This is a genomic window from Prevotella sp. P4-98, assembly GCF_002251405.1.
Lineage (GTDB): Bacteria > Bacteroidota > Bacteroidia > Bacteroidales > Bacteroidaceae > Prevotella.
On sequence record NZ_NPJC01000006.1, the window covers coordinates 39,005 to 59,984 of the forward strand.

General features: G+C 46.6%; 12 protein-coding genes. 1 reads left to right on the forward strand and 11 read right to left on the reverse strand.

Annotated features, from left to right (window positions below):
* The 6 genes from CIK96_RS01075 to CIK96_RS01100 form a co-directional block, all read right to left on the reverse strand.
* Complete coding sequence (locus tag CIK96_RS01075; RefSeq protein ID WP_094439116.1) at positions 1 to 2,823, reverse strand: histidine kinase dimerization/phospho-acceptor domain-containing protein; 2,823 nt, start codon at positions 2,821 to 2,823, stop codon at positions 1 to 3.
* A gap of 107 nt (positions 2,824 to 2,930) precedes the next feature.
* Positions 2,931 to 3,878 carry a cysteine synthase A gene (cysK, locus tag CIK96_RS01080; RefSeq protein WP_094390445.1) on the reverse strand — a complete coding sequence of 316 codons (948 nt, stop codon included), beginning with the start codon at positions 3,876 to 3,878 and terminating at the stop codon, positions 2,931 to 2,933.
* A 20-nt stretch (positions 3,879 to 3,898) separates the two neighbouring features.
* Positions 3,899 to 5,191: an O-acetylhomoserine aminocarboxypropyltransferase/cysteine synthase family protein gene (locus tag CIK96_RS01085; protein ID WP_094439118.1), complete on the reverse strand. Its 1,293-nt coding sequence runs from the start codon at positions 5,189 to 5,191 to the stop codon at positions 3,899 to 3,901.
* A gap of 287 nt (positions 5,192 to 5,478) precedes the next feature.
* The gene (locus CIK96_RS01090) at positions 5,479 to 6,729 is read right to left on the reverse strand and encodes an L-rhamnose isomerase (protein WP_094390447.1); all 1,251 of its coding nucleotides are present in this window, start codon (positions 6,727 to 6,729) and stop codon (positions 5,479 to 5,481) included.
* 16 nt (positions 6,730 to 6,745) lie between these two features.
* Positions 6,746 to 8,227: a rhamnulokinase family protein gene (locus tag CIK96_RS01095; RefSeq protein WP_094439120.1), complete on the reverse strand. Its 1,482-nt coding sequence runs from the start codon at positions 8,225 to 8,227 to the stop codon at positions 6,746 to 6,748.
* Between the two features lie 98 nt (positions 8,228 to 8,325).
* On the reverse strand, positions 8,326 to 9,576 hold the full coding sequence (locus tag CIK96_RS01100) for a glycoside hydrolase family 28 protein (protein WP_254046336.1): 1,251 nt from the start codon (positions 9,574 to 9,576) through the stop codon (positions 8,326 to 8,328).
* A gap of 275 nt (positions 9,577 to 9,851) precedes the next feature.
* Here CIK96_RS01100 and CIK96_RS01105 point away from each other — a divergent pair, with 275 nt between their 5' ends.
* The gene (locus tag CIK96_RS01105; protein ID WP_094439122.1) at positions 9,852 to 13,385 is read left to right on the forward strand and encodes a DEAD/DEAH box helicase; all 3,534 of its coding nucleotides are present in this window, start codon (positions 9,852 to 9,854) and stop codon (positions 13,383 to 13,385) included.
* 125 nt (positions 13,386 to 13,510) lie between these two features.
* On the opposite strand, the gene CIK96_RS01110 is transcribed toward CIK96_RS01105, so the two are convergent.
* The 5 genes from CIK96_RS01110 to CIK96_RS01130 all read right to left on the reverse strand — a co-directional run bounded on the left by CIK96_RS01110 (position 13,511) and on the right by CIK96_RS01130 (position 20,929).
* Complete coding sequence (locus CIK96_RS01110) at positions 13,511 to 14,989, reverse strand: L-fucose/L-arabinose isomerase family protein (protein ID WP_094390450.1); 1,479 nt, start codon at positions 14,987 to 14,989, stop codon at positions 13,511 to 13,513.
* 62 nt (positions 14,990 to 15,051) lie between these two features.
* On the reverse strand, positions 15,052 to 16,635 hold the full coding sequence (locus CIK96_RS01115) for a ComEC/Rec2 family competence protein (protein ID WP_094439125.1): 1,584 nt from the start codon (positions 16,633 to 16,635) through the stop codon (positions 15,052 to 15,054).
* A gap of 39 nt (positions 16,636 to 16,674) precedes the next feature.
* On the reverse strand, positions 16,675 to 17,820 hold the full coding sequence (gene glf / locus CIK96_RS01120) for a UDP-galactopyranose mutase (protein WP_094439127.1): 1,146 nt from the start codon (positions 17,818 to 17,820) through the stop codon (positions 16,675 to 16,677).
* Between the two features lie 370 nt (positions 17,821 to 18,190).
* Complete coding sequence (locus CIK96_RS01125) at positions 18,191 to 19,345, reverse strand: ROK family protein (RefSeq protein WP_254047048.1); 1,155 nt, start codon at positions 19,343 to 19,345, stop codon at positions 18,191 to 18,193.
* 306 nt (positions 19,346 to 19,651) lie between these two features.
* Positions 19,652 to 20,929: an ATP-binding protein gene (locus CIK96_RS01130; protein WP_094439131.1), complete on the reverse strand. Its 1,278-nt coding sequence runs from the start codon at positions 20,927 to 20,929 to the stop codon at positions 19,652 to 19,654.
* Between the last annotated feature and the right edge of the window lie 51 nt (positions 20,930 to 20,980).

Below are 20,980 nucleotides of genomic sequence, written 5' to 3' on the forward strand. Positions count from 1 at the left end.
TTAAATGAACTTCTTACGTTTGATAAGTGATGCCTGACAGGGAATGCTGACCCATACGATGGTGCCCTGTCCTGATTCAGAACTGATTTCCAGTGTGCCGTTCATCATCTCTGCCAGTTGCTTGCAGACGGGCAGACTGATGCCGATACGCTCGTCGATGCTGCCGCCGGTATGCTGCTTGATGAGTTGGAGTTCGCGGTCGCTGATGCCGTCGCTGGTATCTTCTACGGAGATGATGAGACGGCGACCGATATAGTCGAAACGCACTCTGACAAAACCGTGCTTCGTGTTGAAGGCGGCATTGCTGATGAGCGATGTGAGCAGATGGGCTATGTTGTAGCCGTCGATATTGAGAACCAGTTGGTCGTAGGGTATTTCCATGATGAAATTGACACCGTTGGGGTGTGCCATGTCCCATCCCCGCTGACAGTTTGTCTTGAAGAGTTCGGTAAACTCAGTGGGTGTCGGGCTGATCTTCACCATGTCGGAGTCGATGCGCGAATAGAAGAGTATCTCGTCTATCAGTCGCAGGAGGTGGTCGGAATTGTCGAGTATCTCTTTGGTGAATACATGCTCGTCCTCTGGGGTGATGTCGGTAGAGAGCATTTCGGCAAATCCCACAACGGCGGTCAGCGGTGTGCGTATCTCGTAACACATATTCTTGAGGAAGCTGTTTTTGGCATGCTCAATCTCGCGAGCGGTGCTGTAGGCTTCGTCCAGACGCAGTTGGTTGGCTTTCAGTTCGCTGATGTCGTAGCAGATGCCAAAATAGGCGTCTTTCTCTTCAATATCATCATGAACAGGTGTCATGCAGAATCTGAGCCACAACGGGTTCTCGCCCGAACGGATGACGGTCATCACCTCCATGCAGAAAGGTTCCTGCGAACGGTTGTCCATCTTGCTCAACAGGTGCATGACGCGTTTCTGCGAACGCTCGTGAACCAATGTCATGCAACGGGTCTGGGTCAGTTCGTACTGCACATGGCTGAGATTGTCTTTGACACACAGCGTATGGGTTTCTGGAGAATAGCGCACTATGCGCATGCCGCTGACCTTCAAGAGGTAGTTGGTATGGTCGATATAGTTGTCGAGCTGATGCTGCAGGTCTCGTTTCCTTGCCAATTTATCTTTCCATTGCTTCTTGATCTCGATGTGCTGGCGGATGTCCTCTACGACCACCAACAGATTGTTGGCGTGCTCGTTGGCTTCGTCGCAAGCCACCATCATGTGAATCTCAAAGATCTGTGTGCCGCTCTGGTTGATGATATGGCCCAGCTCCTTGCTGGTGAGATGATTGTCGAAGTCCACCTTCCGACACATCGATACACCGTCCAACGCTTCGATGTGATCCTCTTCGAGTTCGAAAAGTGTACGGAAAGAGGGCGACTGGCGGATGATGTCTTTCTTGTCGCACTGGAAGAGGCTGCATGCCTTTTCGTTGATATTGGTGAGCTGTCCTTCTGCGTTGAACACGATGATGCCGATCGTCGAACTGTCGAAGATGGTCTTGTAGCGAATGAGTCGCTCTTCGGCATCCTGCTCCATGCGGAGTTCGTCGGTAATGTCTTTCTTCGTGCCAAGAATGACAATAGGGTTGCCTTTCTTGTTGCGCTGCAGGACGGAGAGCTGTATCTGGAAGTCGTGTTCCTGATTGTCGCCTGTTTCGGCATCCATCGCCTTGATGTCAAGCGATACCTGTTCGTCGGTGATGCTCCCGTCTATGAGTTGCTCGATGACACGCATCAGACGGTTGAAGTCGCCAGTGTAGTAGCGGTGGGAGAATTCTTCAGCAGGATAGGTGATATAGTTCATGCTGTCGCGATCATACCAGTTGAAGGACTCGGTGTGGACGTTGTAGGTCCACATTCTTACGCCGCTGGCTTCAAGAATCAGCGACATACGCTGGTTCTTCAAGTCGTAGGACTTGGCAAGCTGCCTGTCTTTGCGACGGAAGTAGTATAGGCTATACAGCAATGGTATGGTCAGCAGTGTGGCAATGCCCATCAGCCACCATGCCCATGCCGGCATCTGCCATTCGCCACGATCGGGGTAGAACCATTTGTTCTGCAGCGGTTCGAAGCGGTCTTCGGAATTGAGCAGGGTATAGACACTGTCTATCTGGTTTAGTAATTGCTGGTTGTGGGATACAAAACGCGCCTCACCCAGGGGGATATCGACATCGGTAATCTGGATGTTGTCGAGGTCGTACGTCCGCTTCAGATACTCCAGCGACGGCTTGTACCAGATGACCTGCCCCTGTTCGGTATCGCTCACTCTGAGAATGGCCTCGTTGATGTCTTTCACGGGGATGGCATTCGCTCCCCATTCGTAGTCAATCATCAGGCGATGCACCATGCCGCTGTCGAGGACAGTGACCCGCTGCTTGCTCAGGTCGCTGAACGTATGGATGTTGACGGGTTTGTCGATTGGTGTTGCCAGACTCATGGTGATGAGTGATATGGAGTTGCGGCTATAATGGCCGAAGCGACTGAAGAATCCTGTTGATCTGACAACGATAAGGTCGGCATTGTCATGGTTGAGGTCTGCCTGGTTTTGTGTGGCTGGCTTTAATACAATGGTATAAGGGATTTTGAGCTTCTCAAAGATCATCTTAATGACCTCGATGTTGTAGCCGTCGGGCTTGCCCTGCTCGTTAAGAAAGGAATAGGGGTACATATCCCAACAGTCTTCATAGATCAGCGGATGTTCGTTGGTGTATGTTCTTGTATGATTGTTGGAAGACGAAGCATTGGCAGCCATAGTGCTGAAAAGGACTATGGCTACCAATGTATATATGAACCTTTTGTTTGGTTTTCTTTGCATCTGTTGCTGAGAATATCTTTATAGTTATTCAGCCACAAAGATAACCAAAATAGGTTACATTACAAAATTTTATTATTCTTTTTTATCAAATAACGTCAATATGAAGCTTATAGTGGGTATTCGTCGAAAGCATAGAGCACAGTAGAGAGGTATCGTTCACCGGTATCGGGCAATAGGGTGACAATGGTTTTCCCTGCGTTCTCCGGGCGCTTGGCCAATACCGAGGCGGCATAGGCTGCTGCTCCAGAAGAAATGCCTACCAGAAGACCGTCCTGCTGTGCCAGTTCGCGACCTGTGCGGATGGCATCGTCGTTGTCGATGTCGAGCACTTCGTCTATCAGCGAGGCATCATAGGTCTTGGGCACGAAACCTGCACCAATGCCTTGAATCTTATGTGGACCGCTCTGACCACCGTTGAGAACAGGCGAAGAGAGGGGCTCTACGGCAACAATCTTTACGTTGGGATTCTGCTCCTTGAGGTATTTGGCAATACCGCTGACGGTTCCTCCTGTGCCTACACCGGCTACGAAGATATCTACCTTTCCATCGGTGTCCTGCCAGATCTCAGGACCAGTTGTGGCATAGTGGCGTGCTGGATTGGCACCGTTTTCAAACTGCTGCAGGATGACACTGCCTGGTATGCTGTCGCGCAGTTCTTCGGCGGCCTTGATGGCTCCTGCCATACCGTCCTTGCCACTGGTCAGCCGAACCTCGGCTCCGTATGCCTTCACCAGATTGCGGCGTTCGATGCTCATTGTTTCGGGCATGGTGAGGATCAGTTTGTAGCCTTTTACTGCCGATACCAATGCAAGGCCTACACCAGTATTGCCACTGGTCGGCTCAATGATGGTTGCACCGGGTTTGAGGATTCCCCGCTGTTCGGCATCTTCTATCATCGCCAATGCGATGCGGTCTTTTACACTGCCGCCAGGATTGAAATATTCCACCTTGGCAATGATGGGGGTCTGCAGTCCATGGGAAGCAGAGAACTTAGTGAGTTCGAGTAATGGGGTATGGCCGATCAGTTCGGTCAGTTGTTTTGCGATTCTTGCCATAGTTATTTAGAATTTACGGTTTATATTTTGTCGAATGCATGGGATAGGTCGTCGATGATGTCGTCGATATGTTCTGTACCGATGCTCAAGCGGATGGTGCTGGGGGTGATGTGCTGCTGTGCCAGTTCTTCGGGACTCATCTGTGAGTGTGTGGTGGTATAGGGGTGGATGACCAGACTCTTCACGTCGGCAACGTTGGCGAGGAGGGAGAAAATCTCCAGTGAGTCGATAAACTTCCATGCGTCTTTCTCGTCACCCTTGATCTCGAAGGTGAAGATGCTGCCACCGCCTTGAGGGAAATAGCGCTTGTAGAGCTCGTGGTCGGGGTGTGAGGCGAGCGAAGGATGGTTGACCTTAGCCACCTTGGGATGCTTGCTGAGGAATTCTACCACTTTCAGCGCGTTCTCTACATGGCGTTCTACGCGCAGACTCAGCGTCTCCAGACCTTGCAACAGGATGAAGGCATTGAAGGGAGAGATCGTGGCACCGGTGTCACGAAGAATGACGGCACGGATGCGGGTGACGAAGGCTGCTGCTCCTGCAACATCAGCAAATACTGCACCATGGTATGAGGGATCCGGCTTGGCCAGTGTGGGATATTTATCGGCATTGGCTTTCCAGTCGAATTTTCCACCGTCAACGATCACGCCGCCAAGACTTGAACCATGTCCGCCGATGAATTTGGTGGCTGAGTGAACGACGATGTCGGCTCCATGTTCGATAGGACGGATGAGGTATGGGGTGCCGAAGGTGTTGTCAATGATGAGGGGGATGTTATGGCGGTGTGCCACTTCTGCTACTGCTTCGATATTGGTGACATCGGCATTGGGGTTGCCAAAGGTTTCGGCATATACTGCCTTGGTATTGGGCTGAATGGCAGCTTCAAGTGCATCAAGGTCGTTTACATTGACAATCGTGTTTGTCACACCTTGGTTGGCAAGTGTATGGGTGATGAGATTGAACGAACCACCATAGAGGTTATCGGCAGCAACGATGTGGTCACCGTTCAATACGATGTTTTGCAGTGCGTAGGTTACGGCAGCTGCTCCACTGGCTACAGCCAGTCCTGCCACACCGCCTTCCAATGCGGCAACGCGGTCTTCGAAGACTCCTTGGGTTGAATTGGTCAGTCGGCCGTAGATGTTTCCTGCGTCACGCAGACCGAAACGGTCGGCAGCATGTTGTGAGTTGCGGAACACGTATGATGTAGTCTGGTAGATGGGTACGGCACGTGCATCGGTTGCTGGATCGGGTTGCTCTTGACCTACATGCAGTTGGAGTGTCTCGAAGTGAAGTTTCTTGTTGTTGCTCATAACTTGTTTCCTTTCTTTTTAGTTTGTGTTTATATTGTTTTTTATTTTGTGTCGTTCTCTGTAACAGGTGATGGAATGTTATGCTGTCGCTTCATCCTGTTTGTCTGATTGACGTTGCAAAGGTACGGCGAAATCTGCATACTCGAAATACCCTATATGGGGCATTCCGCATACCATGTTTGTGGTATTCTTCAAAAACAGCCTATATAAATAAGGTGAAACCGCCTCACTCTGATGCAGGGGGAGGCGGTTTGGGGTGATTTTTCGTGTTATCTCTGTGACAAATATCAGCGTTTTGATGTCACGTCTTTCTCGTATTGTTGCACGCAGGCCATATACTCTTCACCTACGGGTACGTTGTTCTTCATGTTGAAATAGTCGAATACTGCACCAAAAGGCATTGATTTGGCTTCTTCCATCAGGGCAAGGCGCTCGAAGTACTGGCCGTTGTCTTCATACTCACGGAGAAGGGCTTTGGGTTCAAGCAGTGCCTGGAGAATACATTTCTGTGTGGCGCGAGTGCCTACGATATAGGCGCCGATGCGATTGATGGAGGCATCGAAATAGTCGAGGCCGACGTGTGCACGGTCGAGCGCGTCTGAGCGAACCAGTTCTTTGAAGAGATCGAGCGTCTGATCGTTCATGATGGTCACGTGGTCTGAATCCCAACGTACAGGACGGCTGACATGGAGCATCAGTTCGGGCACGTACATGAGAAGGGTCGATACAAAGTCGCTAACGTTCTCGGTCTGTTCGTAGTGACCGGTGTCGAGGGTGTACATCTGTTTGCGGGTAGCACAGTAGGCGGTATAGAAGTCGTGTGATCCTACAGTATATGATTCCAGTCCGATACCGAAGAGTTTGGCTTCGAAGCAGTTTTTCACTCCATCGAGTTTCTCTGCCATGATTTGGTCGAGCGAGTCAGCCAACAGTTCACGGTATTTCTTACGCTGTACAGGAACATCCTTGCTACCGTCATGAACCCAGATGTTCATGATGCAGGGGTCGCCCTGTGCCTTGCCCATGGCATCGGCAATACGGCGACAGCGCTTGGTGTGCTCTATCCAGAAGTCGCGAATGGCTTGGTCGGGGTTAGACAGCGAGAGACTGCCGCTCTTGGGATGTGAGAATGATGTGGAGTTGAAGTCGAGCTTCATATTGTTGGCTTTTGCCCAGTCTATCCAACTCTGGAAATGTTCTACACCGCATTGGTCACGGTCAACGAACTTTCCACCGAAGTCACCATAGATTTCATGGAGGTTGAGACGATGGTTTCCTGCTATCAGGGTTTTTACAAATTCGATGTCCTTTCTGACCTCGTCAATGTTTCGGGCTCTTCCTGGATAGTTTCCCGTGGTCTGTATGCCACCGCTCAAGGCATCGTTGCGCTCAAATCCCACTACATCGTCAGCTTGCCAGCAATGTAGTGAAATCTGTTGCTTTTCGAGTAGTGCAATAGCCTCGTCTGTATCTACACCGATGGCAGCGTAGCGCTCTTTCGCTACGGCATAAGCCTTTTCTATCAGATCTGTTTTCATTGTTTTGTTAGTTTTATTATTGTTGTTTTGTAATTTTCAAGAATTTCGAGAATGCGGCATCCCATGCGTCTTTGTCTTTAGGTTCGTAGCGTTGCATCTCGATGGAATCGGCTATGATGCGTCTCATCTCCCAGATAGTAGTCACACCTCCTGTTGCTTGGGCTTGCATCATGATGTTGCCGATGGCTGTACCTTCCTGCGGTCCTGCTATAACGGGAATGCCTATGGCATTGGCTGTCATCTGATTCAGATGCTTGTTGAGTGATCCTCCGCCGATGATGTGGAGCACGTGGATAGGACTTGTCGCAAAGTCTTTCAGCCATCCGAATACCTGTCGGTAGCGAAGTGCCAGAGAATCGAAGATACAACGGCAGATCTCTGCTGGGGTTTGCGGTATGGGCTGGTTGGTGTTGTGGCAATACTCCTGTATGGCTGTGGTCATACTTGAAGGGTTGGCAAACGAGGTGTCGTCGGGATTGATGAGCGAACGGAACGGCGTCTCTTTCATAGCCAATGCCTGCAGTTGGGCGTGCCCCATCTGTCTGACCTCTTCACCCCATTCCTTTCTGCAGCGTTCGTAGAGCCACATGCCACAGATATTTTTGAGGAAACGTGTCGTATGTTCTATACCGCCTTCATTGGTGAAGTTGTATGCCTGACTTTGTTCGTTGATAATGGCCTCTGGTGTTTCTATACCCATCAGACTCCAGGTACCGCTGGAAAGATAGGCAAAGTGCTTGTCAGTGGCTGGTACGGCTGCCACGGCACTGGCGGTATCATGTCCAGCTACTGCCACTACGGGTATGGATCCCAGTCCAGTGAGGTGCTGTACCTCTTCTGTCAAATGGCCTACGATAGTGCCTGGTTCTACGATGTCGCCAAACTGATTACGTTGTAATGCCACAGTTTCTAACAGTGCGGGGTCGAGGTCTCCAGTCCTTGGGTTCAACATTTGTGATGTCGATGCGATGGTACGTTCACAGATGTTTGTTCCTGTCAACATCCATGTTAGGGCATCTGGAATGAAGAGAATCTTTTTGGCGTGACTTAGCGCTACATTGCCTTCCTGTCGCATGGCATAGAGTTGGAACAACGAGTTGAAATTCATGAATTGTGTTCCTGTTGTCTCATATACCTGTTGTCTGCTGCACACTTGCTCCAAGTATTCCTCCATGCGTCCTATAGTATATGGATCGCGATAGGATAGGGGATTGCGCATGATGGCATCATCTTCGCCCACGAGTACGAAATCCACACCCCATGTGTCGATGCCTATGCTGACGATGTTGAGTTGTCGTTTGGCAGCAGTTGTGAGTCCCTTGATGATTTCCTGATAAAGGGCGAAGATGTCCCAATAGACATGTCCGCCAGTAGTGATGAGCGGATTGTCGAAGCGTGTCAGTTCCTCTTGTTGTAGTTTGCCGTTGGCAATGGCACCGATGATGGTGCGTCCGCTTGTTGCTCCGAGGTCAACGGCAAAGTGGTATTGTTGTTGCATTGTCTTTGGTTTCTTGAGTCAGTAGATGGTATGACGGTTTTCTTAAAAGAAAGACGGATGACCGCTGTTTCTGTCATAGGTCATCCGTCGTTTTTTTGTTAGAATGTCATGGGTTTCCCGTCAAATGTGAAATCATCAAGGATGTATTTGTCGGATGGCTTCACATCGAACATATCTGGTGTTTCTACCTTTATGCGTTGCATGGAGATGTTGTTGCATCGGGATGGAGGCAGATCACGGTCTCCTTTTTGGAAGAACTGTGTCCATGGGTGGATGAATAGGAACCGACGGCAATAGCCTGTAATGTCTTCTACCGTCACATATTCATAGTGCTGAGGGGTGTCGAGTCGCATCTTGAGCCACAGCACGCGGTTGGCATTGTCGGTATGGCAACGGCGCAGTATGATGTTGCGGTCGTGGAGAGATTCTGATCCTAGCGTCAGACATCCATGAACAGTACCATAGTGGCAGTCTTCTATAAGAATGCGTTCACATGGACCGTTGGTGGAGTCACGGTCGGCCCATGTTCCCTTTCCGCCTTTCAATACCACGGCATCGTCACACACATTCATATAGCAACCACTAACTAAAATATCGGTGCAGGCATCAATGTCAATGGCGTCTGAACTGGGGGCACCGCGTTTCGGATCTGGAGGATAGATGCCACTTGTAGGAGCATAGATATAACAATCGAGGTAGCGCACGTGGTCGCTTTTGTAGATGTGGTTGGTCCAGAAGGGACTATTGATAAGTCGCACATCCTGAATGGTAACGTTGCGGCAGTTGGATAGATAGGTCAGTCGTGGGCGTTGCTCATCCTTGTTGGTGCATTTGGCATTCCATGACCGACGTGTCCAGAATGCCTGCCAGTAGCGCAGACCATTACCGTCGATAGTGCCGTTACCTGTGATAGTGAAACCGTCGAGTCCGTCAGCATTGATGAGGGCAGGGAAGTATTTGCAGGTTTCTCCTTCTATGCGGGTGGTCAGTACAGGGAAATCGATGATGTTGTCTGAACCTTTCAACTTTCCTCCTTGTTTTATATGCAGATGTGTGCCTTGACGGAAAAAAAGAGCACCGGTGAGGAATGTGCCCTCAGGTACAACTACCACACCGCCTCCTTCCTTGGCGGCCTTGTCTATGACCTTTTGCAAGGCTGTTGTTTGTACGATAGTACTGTCGTTGTTCACGCCGTAGTCAGTAACCATATACTGTCTGCCGAGTGTTTCCGGATTGATCTTTGTTTTGTTTGTAAACCATGCGTCCATGACTGTTCCGTCAGGCCATGTGGCTGGTGTGGCTTTCTTTTTGGCTTCAACTGTTATAGTGGTCAGAAACAGTGTGACCATGATGATGCACTTAAAGACACCGGATGGGTAAATGTTTTTCTTGTTTGTCATTTTGTTTATGTAGTTTGTTTTAGTAGATAATCTATTACATCCTTAGGGGGATTTTGTGATGTGTTTGCAAAAATAAGCAATTCTTTTGAAACAACCAAGCGAAAGGCTACCTTTTCTATTTCGTTTTTGTTTCCTTGTGTCATGATATCCTGTCAATTTGTAGGACGTGTGAGATAGATTTTGTATCTTTGCACGTCGAAGGATATGAAAGAAATGCCAAAATTATGAAATATAAGGTATATAGTCAGAAAAAATGGGAACGAAAGGTAGGGCAAAACCATACAGCAGTAAAAACCATAGGTCCGGATACTGCTTCATCGTTCTATCTGCTGCTAGAAAAGGCATGCACTACTGCCGACCCCGTCAATGTCAGATATGATATGGTCAGAGATGTGTTCCGACGTGTTGTGGAACAGGGCATTGCTGACTGCCGCATCGCCTTTGTGGGAGCATTTGCAAAATTAGACTATTGTATCAAGGAATATCAGATACCATATCGGGTGGCATCGCTCATACAGTTGACGCGAAAAGAACTCTTCCCTGAATATAACAGAAAGGGCATTCTTACGGAGTCGAAGCTGGCAGATGCTTTTCCTCATAACCTCAAGGCAACTGCATTGTTGGTCTATCATATCTGTGGAAAGAAACCGTTGCCGGAATCGTTAAAGCGGTATTTCCCCATTGCTGACAGAAAAACCACTTGGGGAAAATTCGATGAGCGTGTCATGCGTGTAGTTGTCGAACGGTGGGACGATGATTATATCTGGGCAACGGAAGAGATAAACAACAGTACGCTGAAGATTTGCTATGGTAAAGACAATAGAATATTGACGCGTGAGGGAAAGTTTGATTGGGGCTATTTGAAAGATGCTTTATGGGATGGAGCACAGCTCAATCTGGTGCGTCTCCGTAAGGACGATAGGGGTGAAATATATTATCCAGAATTAATAATCCTAGAACCTGACTATCTGGTCAATATCACCAATATTGCCAACTGTTTCACCACTTATGCAGAGTCAGCTGTCGTCAACCTCATCAATAAAATCAAACCACAGTCTAATACACTTGCCATCCATCTCGGCCTTCTGGCTGGTCGTATGCTTGACGATACCATTCATGGTCGCCATGTGTCTGTTGACGAGAGTGTCCGTGAGTTCGTTAAAGATAATGTGTTGGCGCTGATAGCCTGTAGCGAGGTTAGGCAGGGTTTCGCACAGTTTAAAAATGATGCTGCCGTGCAACAGCGGAATATCGATAAACTCATTGGGCATGATTTGCCTCAGGCTATTGGTGAATATAACAGTAATGATGTCATGCTCGAACCGACTTTCTTCAGCGATGTGCTCGGCATACAAGGTCGTTTCGACCTGCTCTATGAAAAGGATGGGGCATATACCATTATAGAGCAGAAATCAGGAAAAGGCGAGTTTGTTGGCTATAATACTCCTGGTTATGATCCCGATGTGCCACGAGCTCGTGAATGCCATGCTGTACAGATTATCCTGTATCGTGCACTTTTTCAGTATCAGTTCAATAAATATGCCGAACAACTCAAACATCTGATGCTGCTCTATTCCAAGTATGAAAAAGGTCTGCTCATGGTACCGCAAAGTCCCGAACTGCTGTTGCGTGCCATTAAGATACGTAATATGATCGCATGGTCGGAAATTATGTATGCCCAAGAAGGTATGGATATCCTAACCCAACTCACCCCCGATAAGCTAAACAGCAAAAAGTCGACTACAGGATTGTGGGAGAGATATACACGGCAAGAACTATCGGACTTGCTTGATCCCATTGGACGAGCTACAGATCTTGAACGTGCTTACTATCTTCGATTCATGCGATTTATCGAGAATGAGACTCTCCTCTCAAAAGTGGGTAACCGAGAAAAAGAGGACTCTGGGTTTGCCAATATCTGGCATGCCACTCTTGAAGATAAAAAAGCGGCAGGAAATATTTTTGATAGCCTCAGTATCGATAGTATGGAGAGTCATCAAATAGGTGTTTGTAGTGTCACTTTCAAGTTCAACGACACGGAGTCGGCTGATGCAACCAATTTCCGTGTGGGCGATATCGTTATCCTCTATCGTTATGAGAAAGAACAGGTGCCTGATGCCTGCCAGCAGATGATTATCAGGGCGAACATCGAGGATATTGGTGAGCAACAGATACGTCTTCGACTTCGTTATGCCCAGAATGCCAGAATCTTTGATGACCATCAAGATGATTGGTGGGCGATAGAACATGATATGTTTGAATCATCTTCCAATGCATTATATAGCGGTATGCATAGTTTTCTTTCTGCGACCAAAAGTCGGCGTGATCTGATTCTATTGCAACGCGATCCTAAGATTGATACTTCGTGTGTGTTGAAAGGCAACTATGGTAACTTCAATACCTTGACTCTTCGTGCAAAGCAAGCACGCGACCTCTTCTTGATTATAGGACCGCCAGGAACTGGAAAAACTTCCTATGGACTCGTCAATCTCCTCAAGGAAGAATTGTTGGAAGAAGGTACCAGCGTGCTGTTGTTGTCATATACCAATAGAGCGGTTGATGAGATATGCAGCAAACTGGTGGAAATACGTGAAGAGAATGCTGATTTCGATTTTATACGTATTGGTAGTGAACTCTCTTGCGCCAAAGAGTATTGTGATTATCTGCTCAGCAATAAAGTCAAGGAGAAAACAGGAAATGCTGTCAAACGGTTGATAGATACTACAAGGGTGTTCTGTGGTACAACAGCGGCATTTAACGCCAGTCTGTCTATCTTCTCTCTCAAACATTTCTCGCTGGCCATTATCGACGAATCGTCACAGATTCTCGAACCACATCTCATAGGATTGCTAAGTGCGCATGATGGTCCTAAGGAAGCTATAGATCGCATCGTAATGATTGGTGACCACAAACAGTTGCCCGCTGTTGTGCAACAATCGGAAAGAGAGTCGGCTGTCAGCGAAACCATACTACATGAAATTCATCTCACAGACTGTCGTAATTCGTTGTTTGAACGCTTGCTGGCTCATTTCAAGACCGCAGGTGGTTATGATTCACGATTTGTCTATATGCTTACCAAACAGGGACGTATGCATCGTGATATTGCCGATTTTCCAAACCATGCCTTCTATGGTGACAAACTCGATGTAGTGCCGCTCGGCCATCAGTTGTTGCCACAGCTCCAAGTGAAGTCCGATAATGGTATTGTCAAGATGTTGGCAACACATCGTATCGCTTTCGTGGCAGCAGAACGTCCACGTCTGTCTCCATCGGTAAAAACAAATGCTATTGAGGCACGGATGATTGCTGCAACGGTTTTTCAGATCTATAAACTGACGGAACATTCGTTTTCTATAGAAGCGACTGTTGGCGTCATCGTACCCTATAGAAACCAAATTTCAACTGTGCGTAATGCAATCGATCAGTACGGTATCTCCGTCCTTCACGATATTACCATCGATACGGTGGAACGTTATCAAGGTAGTCAACGCGATTATATCGTTTATGGTTTTACTGTTCATCAGCCCTATCAACTCAACTTCTTGACCAATAATGTTTTTGAAGAGAATGGCGTGATTATCGACCGCAAACTCAATGTGGCTATGACTCGTGCTCGGTTGAATCTGATTATGGTTGGCAATCCTGCTTTGCTCAGCATGAACCATACCTTCAGTCAGTTGATGGAGTATGTGCGTGGAAAAGGTGGTTATATTGATGTGAAACCAAATGACTATTGTCTGGGACGTTTCCAAATATAGAAATGATTTCTATTTTATAGGCCTTTCTGTAGATGTGGGCTTAAAGATTGGAAATAAAGAAAACGGCTGCCATCCGATATGGAGGCAGCCGTTGCTGATTTTATTTGGGAAATGTTACTTTCGTATTATGCCCATGGATTCTCTGTGGGATAAGGCAGAGACTTAGGCTGGTTGTAAGCGATATCCTTCACGCCGAGATACTTGAATACCTCGAAGAGGGTCTTGCCAACGTGGTCGAAGGCAACGGCTCCGTGGTGAGGATAACCCTTCTGGATGAGGACGTGACGATAGAAACGACCCATTTCGCGAATACCGAAGATACCGATACCACCGAATGAACGTGTGGGAACGTCAAGTACTTCACCTTCTGCAATGTAGCTGCGAAGGTTGCCCTCTGAGTCGCACTGCAGACGATAGAATGTGATGGGGCTTGCAGCGATGTCGCCTTCCAGGGTACCACGTGTGAAGTCGGGTTTGCAGCCGTTCTCCAACAGACGGTTCTGGATGAGCTGGAACTTGATGGCGCGGTTTGCACACATCTTGCACTGAGGAGTGTTACCACAGTGGAAGCCCATGAAGGTATCGGTCAGTTTGTAGTCGTATTTCTTCACGATGTCCTCGTCGTAGATGTACTGAGGTACAGAATTGTTGATGTCGAGCAGAGTAACGGTATCGTCAGAAGCACACATACCGATGTACTCAGAGAGTGCACCATAGATGTCAACCTCACATGCTACGGGAATACCGCGGCTGGCGAGACGGCTGTTGACATAGCAAGGCTCGAAACCGAACTGGCTTGGGAATGCAGGCCAGCACTTGTCGGCAAATGCAACATACTTGCGTGAACCCTTGTGAGCTTCAGCCCAATCGAGCAGAGTCAACTCGAACTGTGCCATACGACGGCTGAGGTCTGCATAGTAGCGACCTTCACCCATTTCCTTAGCCATATCCTCGCAAACGGCATCGATGCGTGGGTCGTTCGCGTGCTCCTTATAGGCAACGAGCAGGTCGAGCTCAGAGTTCTCTTCAATCTCAACACCCAGTTCGTAGAGACCCTTGATAGGAGCGTTGCAGGCGAAGAAGTCCTGAGGACGTGGACCGAAGGTGATAATCTTCAAACCTTTCAAACCAATGATGGTACGAGCAACGGGAACGAAGTCTGCCATCATCTTGGCAACTTCTTCTGCAGTACCTACAGGATACTCAGGGATATAGCCCTTCAAGTGGCGCATGCCAAGGTTGTAAGAGCAGTTGAGCATACCGCAGTAAGCATCACCACGGCCATTGATCATGTCGCCGTCGCCTTCTGCTGCTGCGACAAACATGCAAGGACCGTCGAAGTTCTTAGCAATCAAAGTTTCAGGAGTCTCAGGACCGAAGTTGCCGAGGAATACAACCAATGCGTTGCAACCAGCAGTTTTTACTTCTTCAATGGCCTTGAGCATATCTTGTTCGTTCTCTACTGTTGTCTGGCAGTTGAAAACTTCGCCTTTGTAGGCTTTAACGATGTTCTCACGACGCTGTGTTGACAACGCAATGGGGAAACAATCACGGCTAACGGCTACGATGCCGAGCTTGACTTGAGGAATGTTGTTACTTGTCATAATGAATTTGTTGTTTAGTACTAATATTGTTTTTTTTGTTTTATGGTTACAAAAGTACACAATTATTTGATAATACAATGCATTTTAAGATATTTTATATATAAAATAAATGCAAATCCCATGAGTATGTAAATAAATAGTGTCAAAACCACACTAAAAGGCTCAAAATTGAGGTGGCTGTATGGTATTTCTGTGACTAATTGAAGTAGGTGGTTCATGGTTTTTACCACGAACGAAAGGGCCAAGACAAATAGGTCGGATAGCCACGGAAACCATATTGTTGTCAGGGCGAGGATGGTGAGGATAATGGTTAGGGTGGCAAGGGGTATAAGAAAGAAGTTTGCCAACAAGGCGCAGGGGTTGAAAACTCCGAAGTGATAAGCCACCAAAGGGGCCGTTCCTATTTGTGCTGCAAGGGATACAAGGGTTATGCCCCATATCCATTTGACTATCCGATGGTTCATGAGCCATTCGATGGGGATGGCTTTTCGAAAAAGACTGTTTCCTAATAGTATTGCGCATACGGCAACGTAGGAGAGTTGGAAGCTGACGTCGTATATTGCTAATGGATTGATTATTAGCATGACAATGGCTGTGAATGATAATGTGTTGATAGGGGCAGAGTCACGATAGCCAACAGAAAGCAAGGCATAGACAGATATCATGAATGCCGAACGTGTGACACTTGGCGATAGTCCTACCAGTAAGGCATAGGCCCATAATGTGGTCACGATGATGGCTTGGGAAATGAGTTCTGCTTTTCGCCAGTTCATCAAAAGGTTGATGATGAAGAAAATGATGGTTAGGTGCATGCCGCTCAGCGCGAGGATATGGGAGGCTCCAGCCTGAGTATAGGTGGTTTTGACGGTAGGAGAGAGGTCGGAGCGGTCGCCTAATGTCATGGCTTTGATGACTCCTTCTGTTGCTTTGTCCAGTTTCCATTCTTGGATATGCTTGAGCAGGATGCTGCGATAGGTCATGAAGCGCAGCCGTAGGCGTTCGATGCGTGAGAGGTGGCTGATATCCACAATTCCCCAGTCCCAATCAAAGGGGCGTACGTATGCTTCGCCTGTGAATCCTCTGCTTGCCATAAATCGTTGATAGTCGAAGGTGCTGTGGTTTTGGTTTTTAGAATGATTTTGTTGTTTCAAATGATCAGAAGCGATCTTGTTAGAGTCTTGGCGTGTTGTAGAATGGTGTAAATTGGATGTTTTGTTTCTAATCTCATGGATGTGTGTTGTCAGAATCAGTCCGTCGCCAACGGATATTTCTTGGCTGTCGTTGCTTTTGGCAATATGGCAACGTACCTTTTGTCGGGAGTTTGCCAGTAATACATCAACCGTCATGGTCTTTGTTTTCTCTATCGGTTCGTCAATTACTACAGCTTGCCATTCTGCAGGATATTCCGGCCAACAGACTTTCATGTTGTTTTCTTGGTATTGTCGTATGATGCAACCGAACAGCGTTACACATATTAATATAGTAGTGGTCTGCCAACGGGGATGATAACGGAGGAAGAGTGTTATGATAAGTATTCCCGCCATTGCGGCGAAAACCACTATTGGGGCTTTTATCCACTCGCCTATGACGATGCCGACTATCAAAGCAATGGCTACGGGAAGTAATGGTGCTTCTATTCTCAACATTATGTAGCCGTTGTTTTTGAGTTTTGTAGTTAGATGTTGCTATTCTCTTTCAGAGGCAAATAGTGGCAAGTTCATGACTTTCTCCACGATAGGTGCCATGTCGTAGTATTTGTATTCTGCCAAACGACCACCGAACATCACATTGGCTTCTTGTTTTGCCAGCGTTTCGTATTGTAGGTAAACAGCAGTATTTGCTTGGTCGTTGATGGGGTAGTAGGGCTCCATGTCATCTTTCCATTCTGTGGAATACTCTTTGGAAATAACTGTTTTGGGCAGGTCATATACGGCCTGTCCGAACATCTCGAAGTGCTTATGCTCAATAATTCTGGTGTATGGTACGTCGCGTTCGGTATAGTTTATTACGGCATTACCTTGGTGGTTGGGAGTGTCTAAGGTCTGATGTTCAAACCGTACGGTACGATAGTTGAGCTTTCCGAATCGGAAGTCGTAGAATTCATCGATTCTTCCGGTAAAGAGAACTTTGTCCGCTTGCGCTTCCCAATTTTCGCGATTTTCAAAGAAGTCTGCGTTGACTTGGGTGTCGATGCCTTCAAGCAGACCGTCAATCAGTTTGTTGTATCCTCCGATGGGGATACCTTGATATTTGTCGTTGAAATAATTGTTGTCGTAGGTCAGTCGGATAGGTAGGCGTTTGATGATAAATGCGGGCAGTTCTGTACATTTCCTTCCCCATTGTTTCTCTGTATATCCTTTGATGAGTTTCTCGTAGATGTCTCGGCCTACAAGCAATTGTGCCTGTTCTTCCAGATTACGAGGTTCTGTCACTCCGTCGGCTTTCATCTTTTCTATGGCTTGCTGTTTCTGCTCGTCGATAATGTTTAAAGCCTCTTCAGGTGTGTTGATTCCCCACATTTCGTGGAAGGTATTCATATTGAAAGGCAGGTTGTAGAGCTTGCCTTGGTAGTTGGCAATAGGTGAATTGGTGTATCTGTTGAATTCTACAAATGAGTTGACGAAATCCCATACCTTCTTGTTGGATGTATGGAAGATATGTGCTCCATATTTGTGGACATTGATGCCTTCTATATTTTCGCAATAGACGTTTCCACCCAGTTGTGGGCGTTTATCAATCACAAGGCTGCGTTTTCCTTGTTGTTGGGCAAAGTATGCGAAGGTGCATCCATATAGTCCAGCTCCCACAATGAGGTAATCGTATTTCTTCATGCTCTAAGTTTTTTGTATTGATACTGCAAATTTACATGTTCTTTCCCGAAATTCCAAACAATTGTCGGATGAATTGTTATCTTGTGGAGTTTTTCGTCTCAAATCCAAAGTGCGGTTTGTGCTTGTCGTCCAATGGATTGCTCTCTCTATGTCTTCGGGATGCGTTCGGGTTATAACTATCCTTTTTATGTGCGTAGTTCTTCCCAAGTAAGTCCCAAGTAAGTCCCAAGTAAGTCCCAAGTGAGTCCTCAAAAGATGCTCATTTATGGGAGACAGGTGGGAGTGACTTCCCGTCTGCAACGTTTTAGACTATTTGTACAAGTTGACGGCTGCTTGCCGGAAGTTTTTTGTAAACAAAAAAAGTGTTTATTTAGCCTTTGATACTATCATTCAACAGTCTGTGTCTTGCCATGAGGCATGCTCCTGTAATGCCGGCAAGTCCTTTTAGACTTGAAGTCACAATCTGCGAATCTTCATTTACAATATTGAGAGAGAATTTCTTGATGCCCATTCTTGCAGGGAGGGTGAGGTAGTCGCCCGTTGCCGACATTTCGCCGCCGATGACCAGCATTTCAGGATTGAAGATGTTGATGACACCAGCCAGCTGTTTACCAAGTTCGTCAGCGATGTTCTGTAACGTTGCAAGGCTGAGCACATCTTCTTTGTCGATGGCCTCCAGTAGGTCCTTTGGTGTGAGTTCCTCTTTTTTGTTGAGCACTTTATCCGAGAGGATAGAGGTCTTGCCATTTAAGATTTTTTCTGTCAGTTTTCTCTTGAGTGCCCTTCCTGAAACTTCTGTTTCTATGCAACCGATCTTTCCGCAATGGCAGATGATATTATTATTATAGGCTGTCATGTGGCCAAATTCGCCAGAATATCCCGACTTTCCGTAGTAGAGTTTGCCGTCAATAATAATGCCGATGGCTAAGCCCCAACATACGTTGGCAAAAATGACATTCTTCAGTCCTTTGCTTCGTCCCTTGATAAACTCAGCAAATGTCATGCTTCTTGTGTCGTTTTCGATGCAGACGGGAATCTGAATGAGTTTGGTGAGTTTACTGGTCAGCGACTCCTCAAGGAAGGTAAACATGTTGTAGGCATTTCCCTCAAAAGGATTCACACGCTCTGCAATATTCACGCAAATTTGGAGGATTTCTTCTTTAGCGTAAGGAAGTGTAGCAATGAAATCGTTGATAATCTTAGCCATTTGCTCCAGATTCTCTGGAGTATTTTCGTATGTATAAGGAACTCTTATCTTTTCTGTAATCAGATTGCCGCAGAAATCGCTTGCAGCAAGAGCAAGACAGTCCATTTCAGGGTTTACACCAACAAAATAGCCTGCGTTAGGAACAAGATCATAAGCCATAGGAATGCGACCGGAAGAGATGTCTTTTTTTCCGACCTCTCTTACGAGTCCTGCTTTGATGAGTTCGTTGATGGCGCTTGTCGCAGTAGGTAGACTAACGCCAACAGCCTTTGACATTTCTGGAATAGTAAAAGTACCTTGTGATACAAACTGTTCCAAGATTCGACCCTGAACTGATGATTTTTTATTTATGTTCCTAATGTGTTTTAGTAACTCGTCCCTCATATATAAAATTTTTGCTTATACAAAAGTACTCTATTTTGTGTCCCTTTGCAACAGTTTAAGAGTTAATAAAGTTTAATATTGCGAAAAATGCCTCATATTTTGTGTTTTTAAGTATAATATCGGCTATCAAAGCTCTTCATGTTTCTATGTGGATGGATAACAGACTCTCTATTCATTTAAGATAATCGGCACAGATTATTACATCAGTCCTGTTTAAAATGTTCCGTAATTTGTTAGGTGTTATTCTTTTAAACATCCAATGGGAACGACATAAACTCCGTCTTCTCTTCGAATGGCGTATTTTGATACACCGGTGATAACCATTAGAAAAGCTGGGGATTTCATCTTGCTGGAATCAATCTTTGATGCAAGAGAAAGCAGATTCTTTGCACCATCATTGATGTTTTTCTCTCCACCGAGTTTGATCTCGATGAGTCCGTAACTGCCATCACGCAGATGAATCACGGCATCACATTCCAAACCGTTGCCATCGCGATAGTGATAGACGGTACCATTTAGTGCATCAGCATAAACACGCAGGTCGCGAATGCACATTGATTCAAAAAATAGCCCCATGGTGTTGAGGTCGTTGACCAAGTCCTTTGGTCCGATGCCTAATGCTGCCACTCCTATGGATGGGTCAGAAAAATAACGTGTGTCGGAAGTACGTATAGCAGTTTTGCTTCGCAGATTGGGATTCCATGCTGCAGAATCTTCTAAAACGAAGATTTTTTTTAGCGCATCAATGTAGGATGCTACTGTTATGCGATTGGTGGGTGTTGTGTCGTTGTTTTCAATATCGGCACAAATAGTATTGATGGCTATTTGTGTGCATTGGTTTCTTGCGAGCGAACGCAAGATTCTCTTTGCTTTTTCTGCATCACGATGCACATTGTCAATGCGTGAGATGTCGGTATTGACCACTGCTTCATAGTAGCTATAAGCCATGTCTAAGGCAACTTCTTTATCTACTATTGTTGCTTTGGGCCATCCTCCACGACAGATAAGCCACGCAATGTCATCGATATTATGGTTGTTGGTGGCGAAGATATCAAGGTTTGGATGGTCAAATAAATCTTTTAGACTTACTTCATTGCTGGAATCTCCAGATTCACAAAGACTCATCGTTCTCATTGTTAACCACGAAAAGCGTCCTGTACCAGTGTGATGAATGTTGCTGGTGTCGGCAGGAACTGCTGATCCCGTAAAGATAAATTGTCCCAAACCATCTCGATGGTCAATCTCAAAACGTGCAGCATCCCAAAGTTGTGGGGCAAGTTGCCATTCGTCGATAAGGCGAGGTGTGGCGCCTGCAAGCAGGTTTTTGGGTGAAAGTATGGCCAATTCAATGTTCTGTGCAATGAGTTCTGGGTCGTCCATATAGACCACACTTTGTGCTTGTTGCTCTGCTGTGGTGGTCTTGCCACACCATTTAGGACCTTGTATGAGCACGGCACCAACACTTTTCAGTCTTCTTGATAGTATTTTGTCTGCAATTCTTGCCTTGTATTCTTTCATAATTGGATTTCCTTTTTCGGTTGCAAAGTTATTAATAATCTGTGAGATATG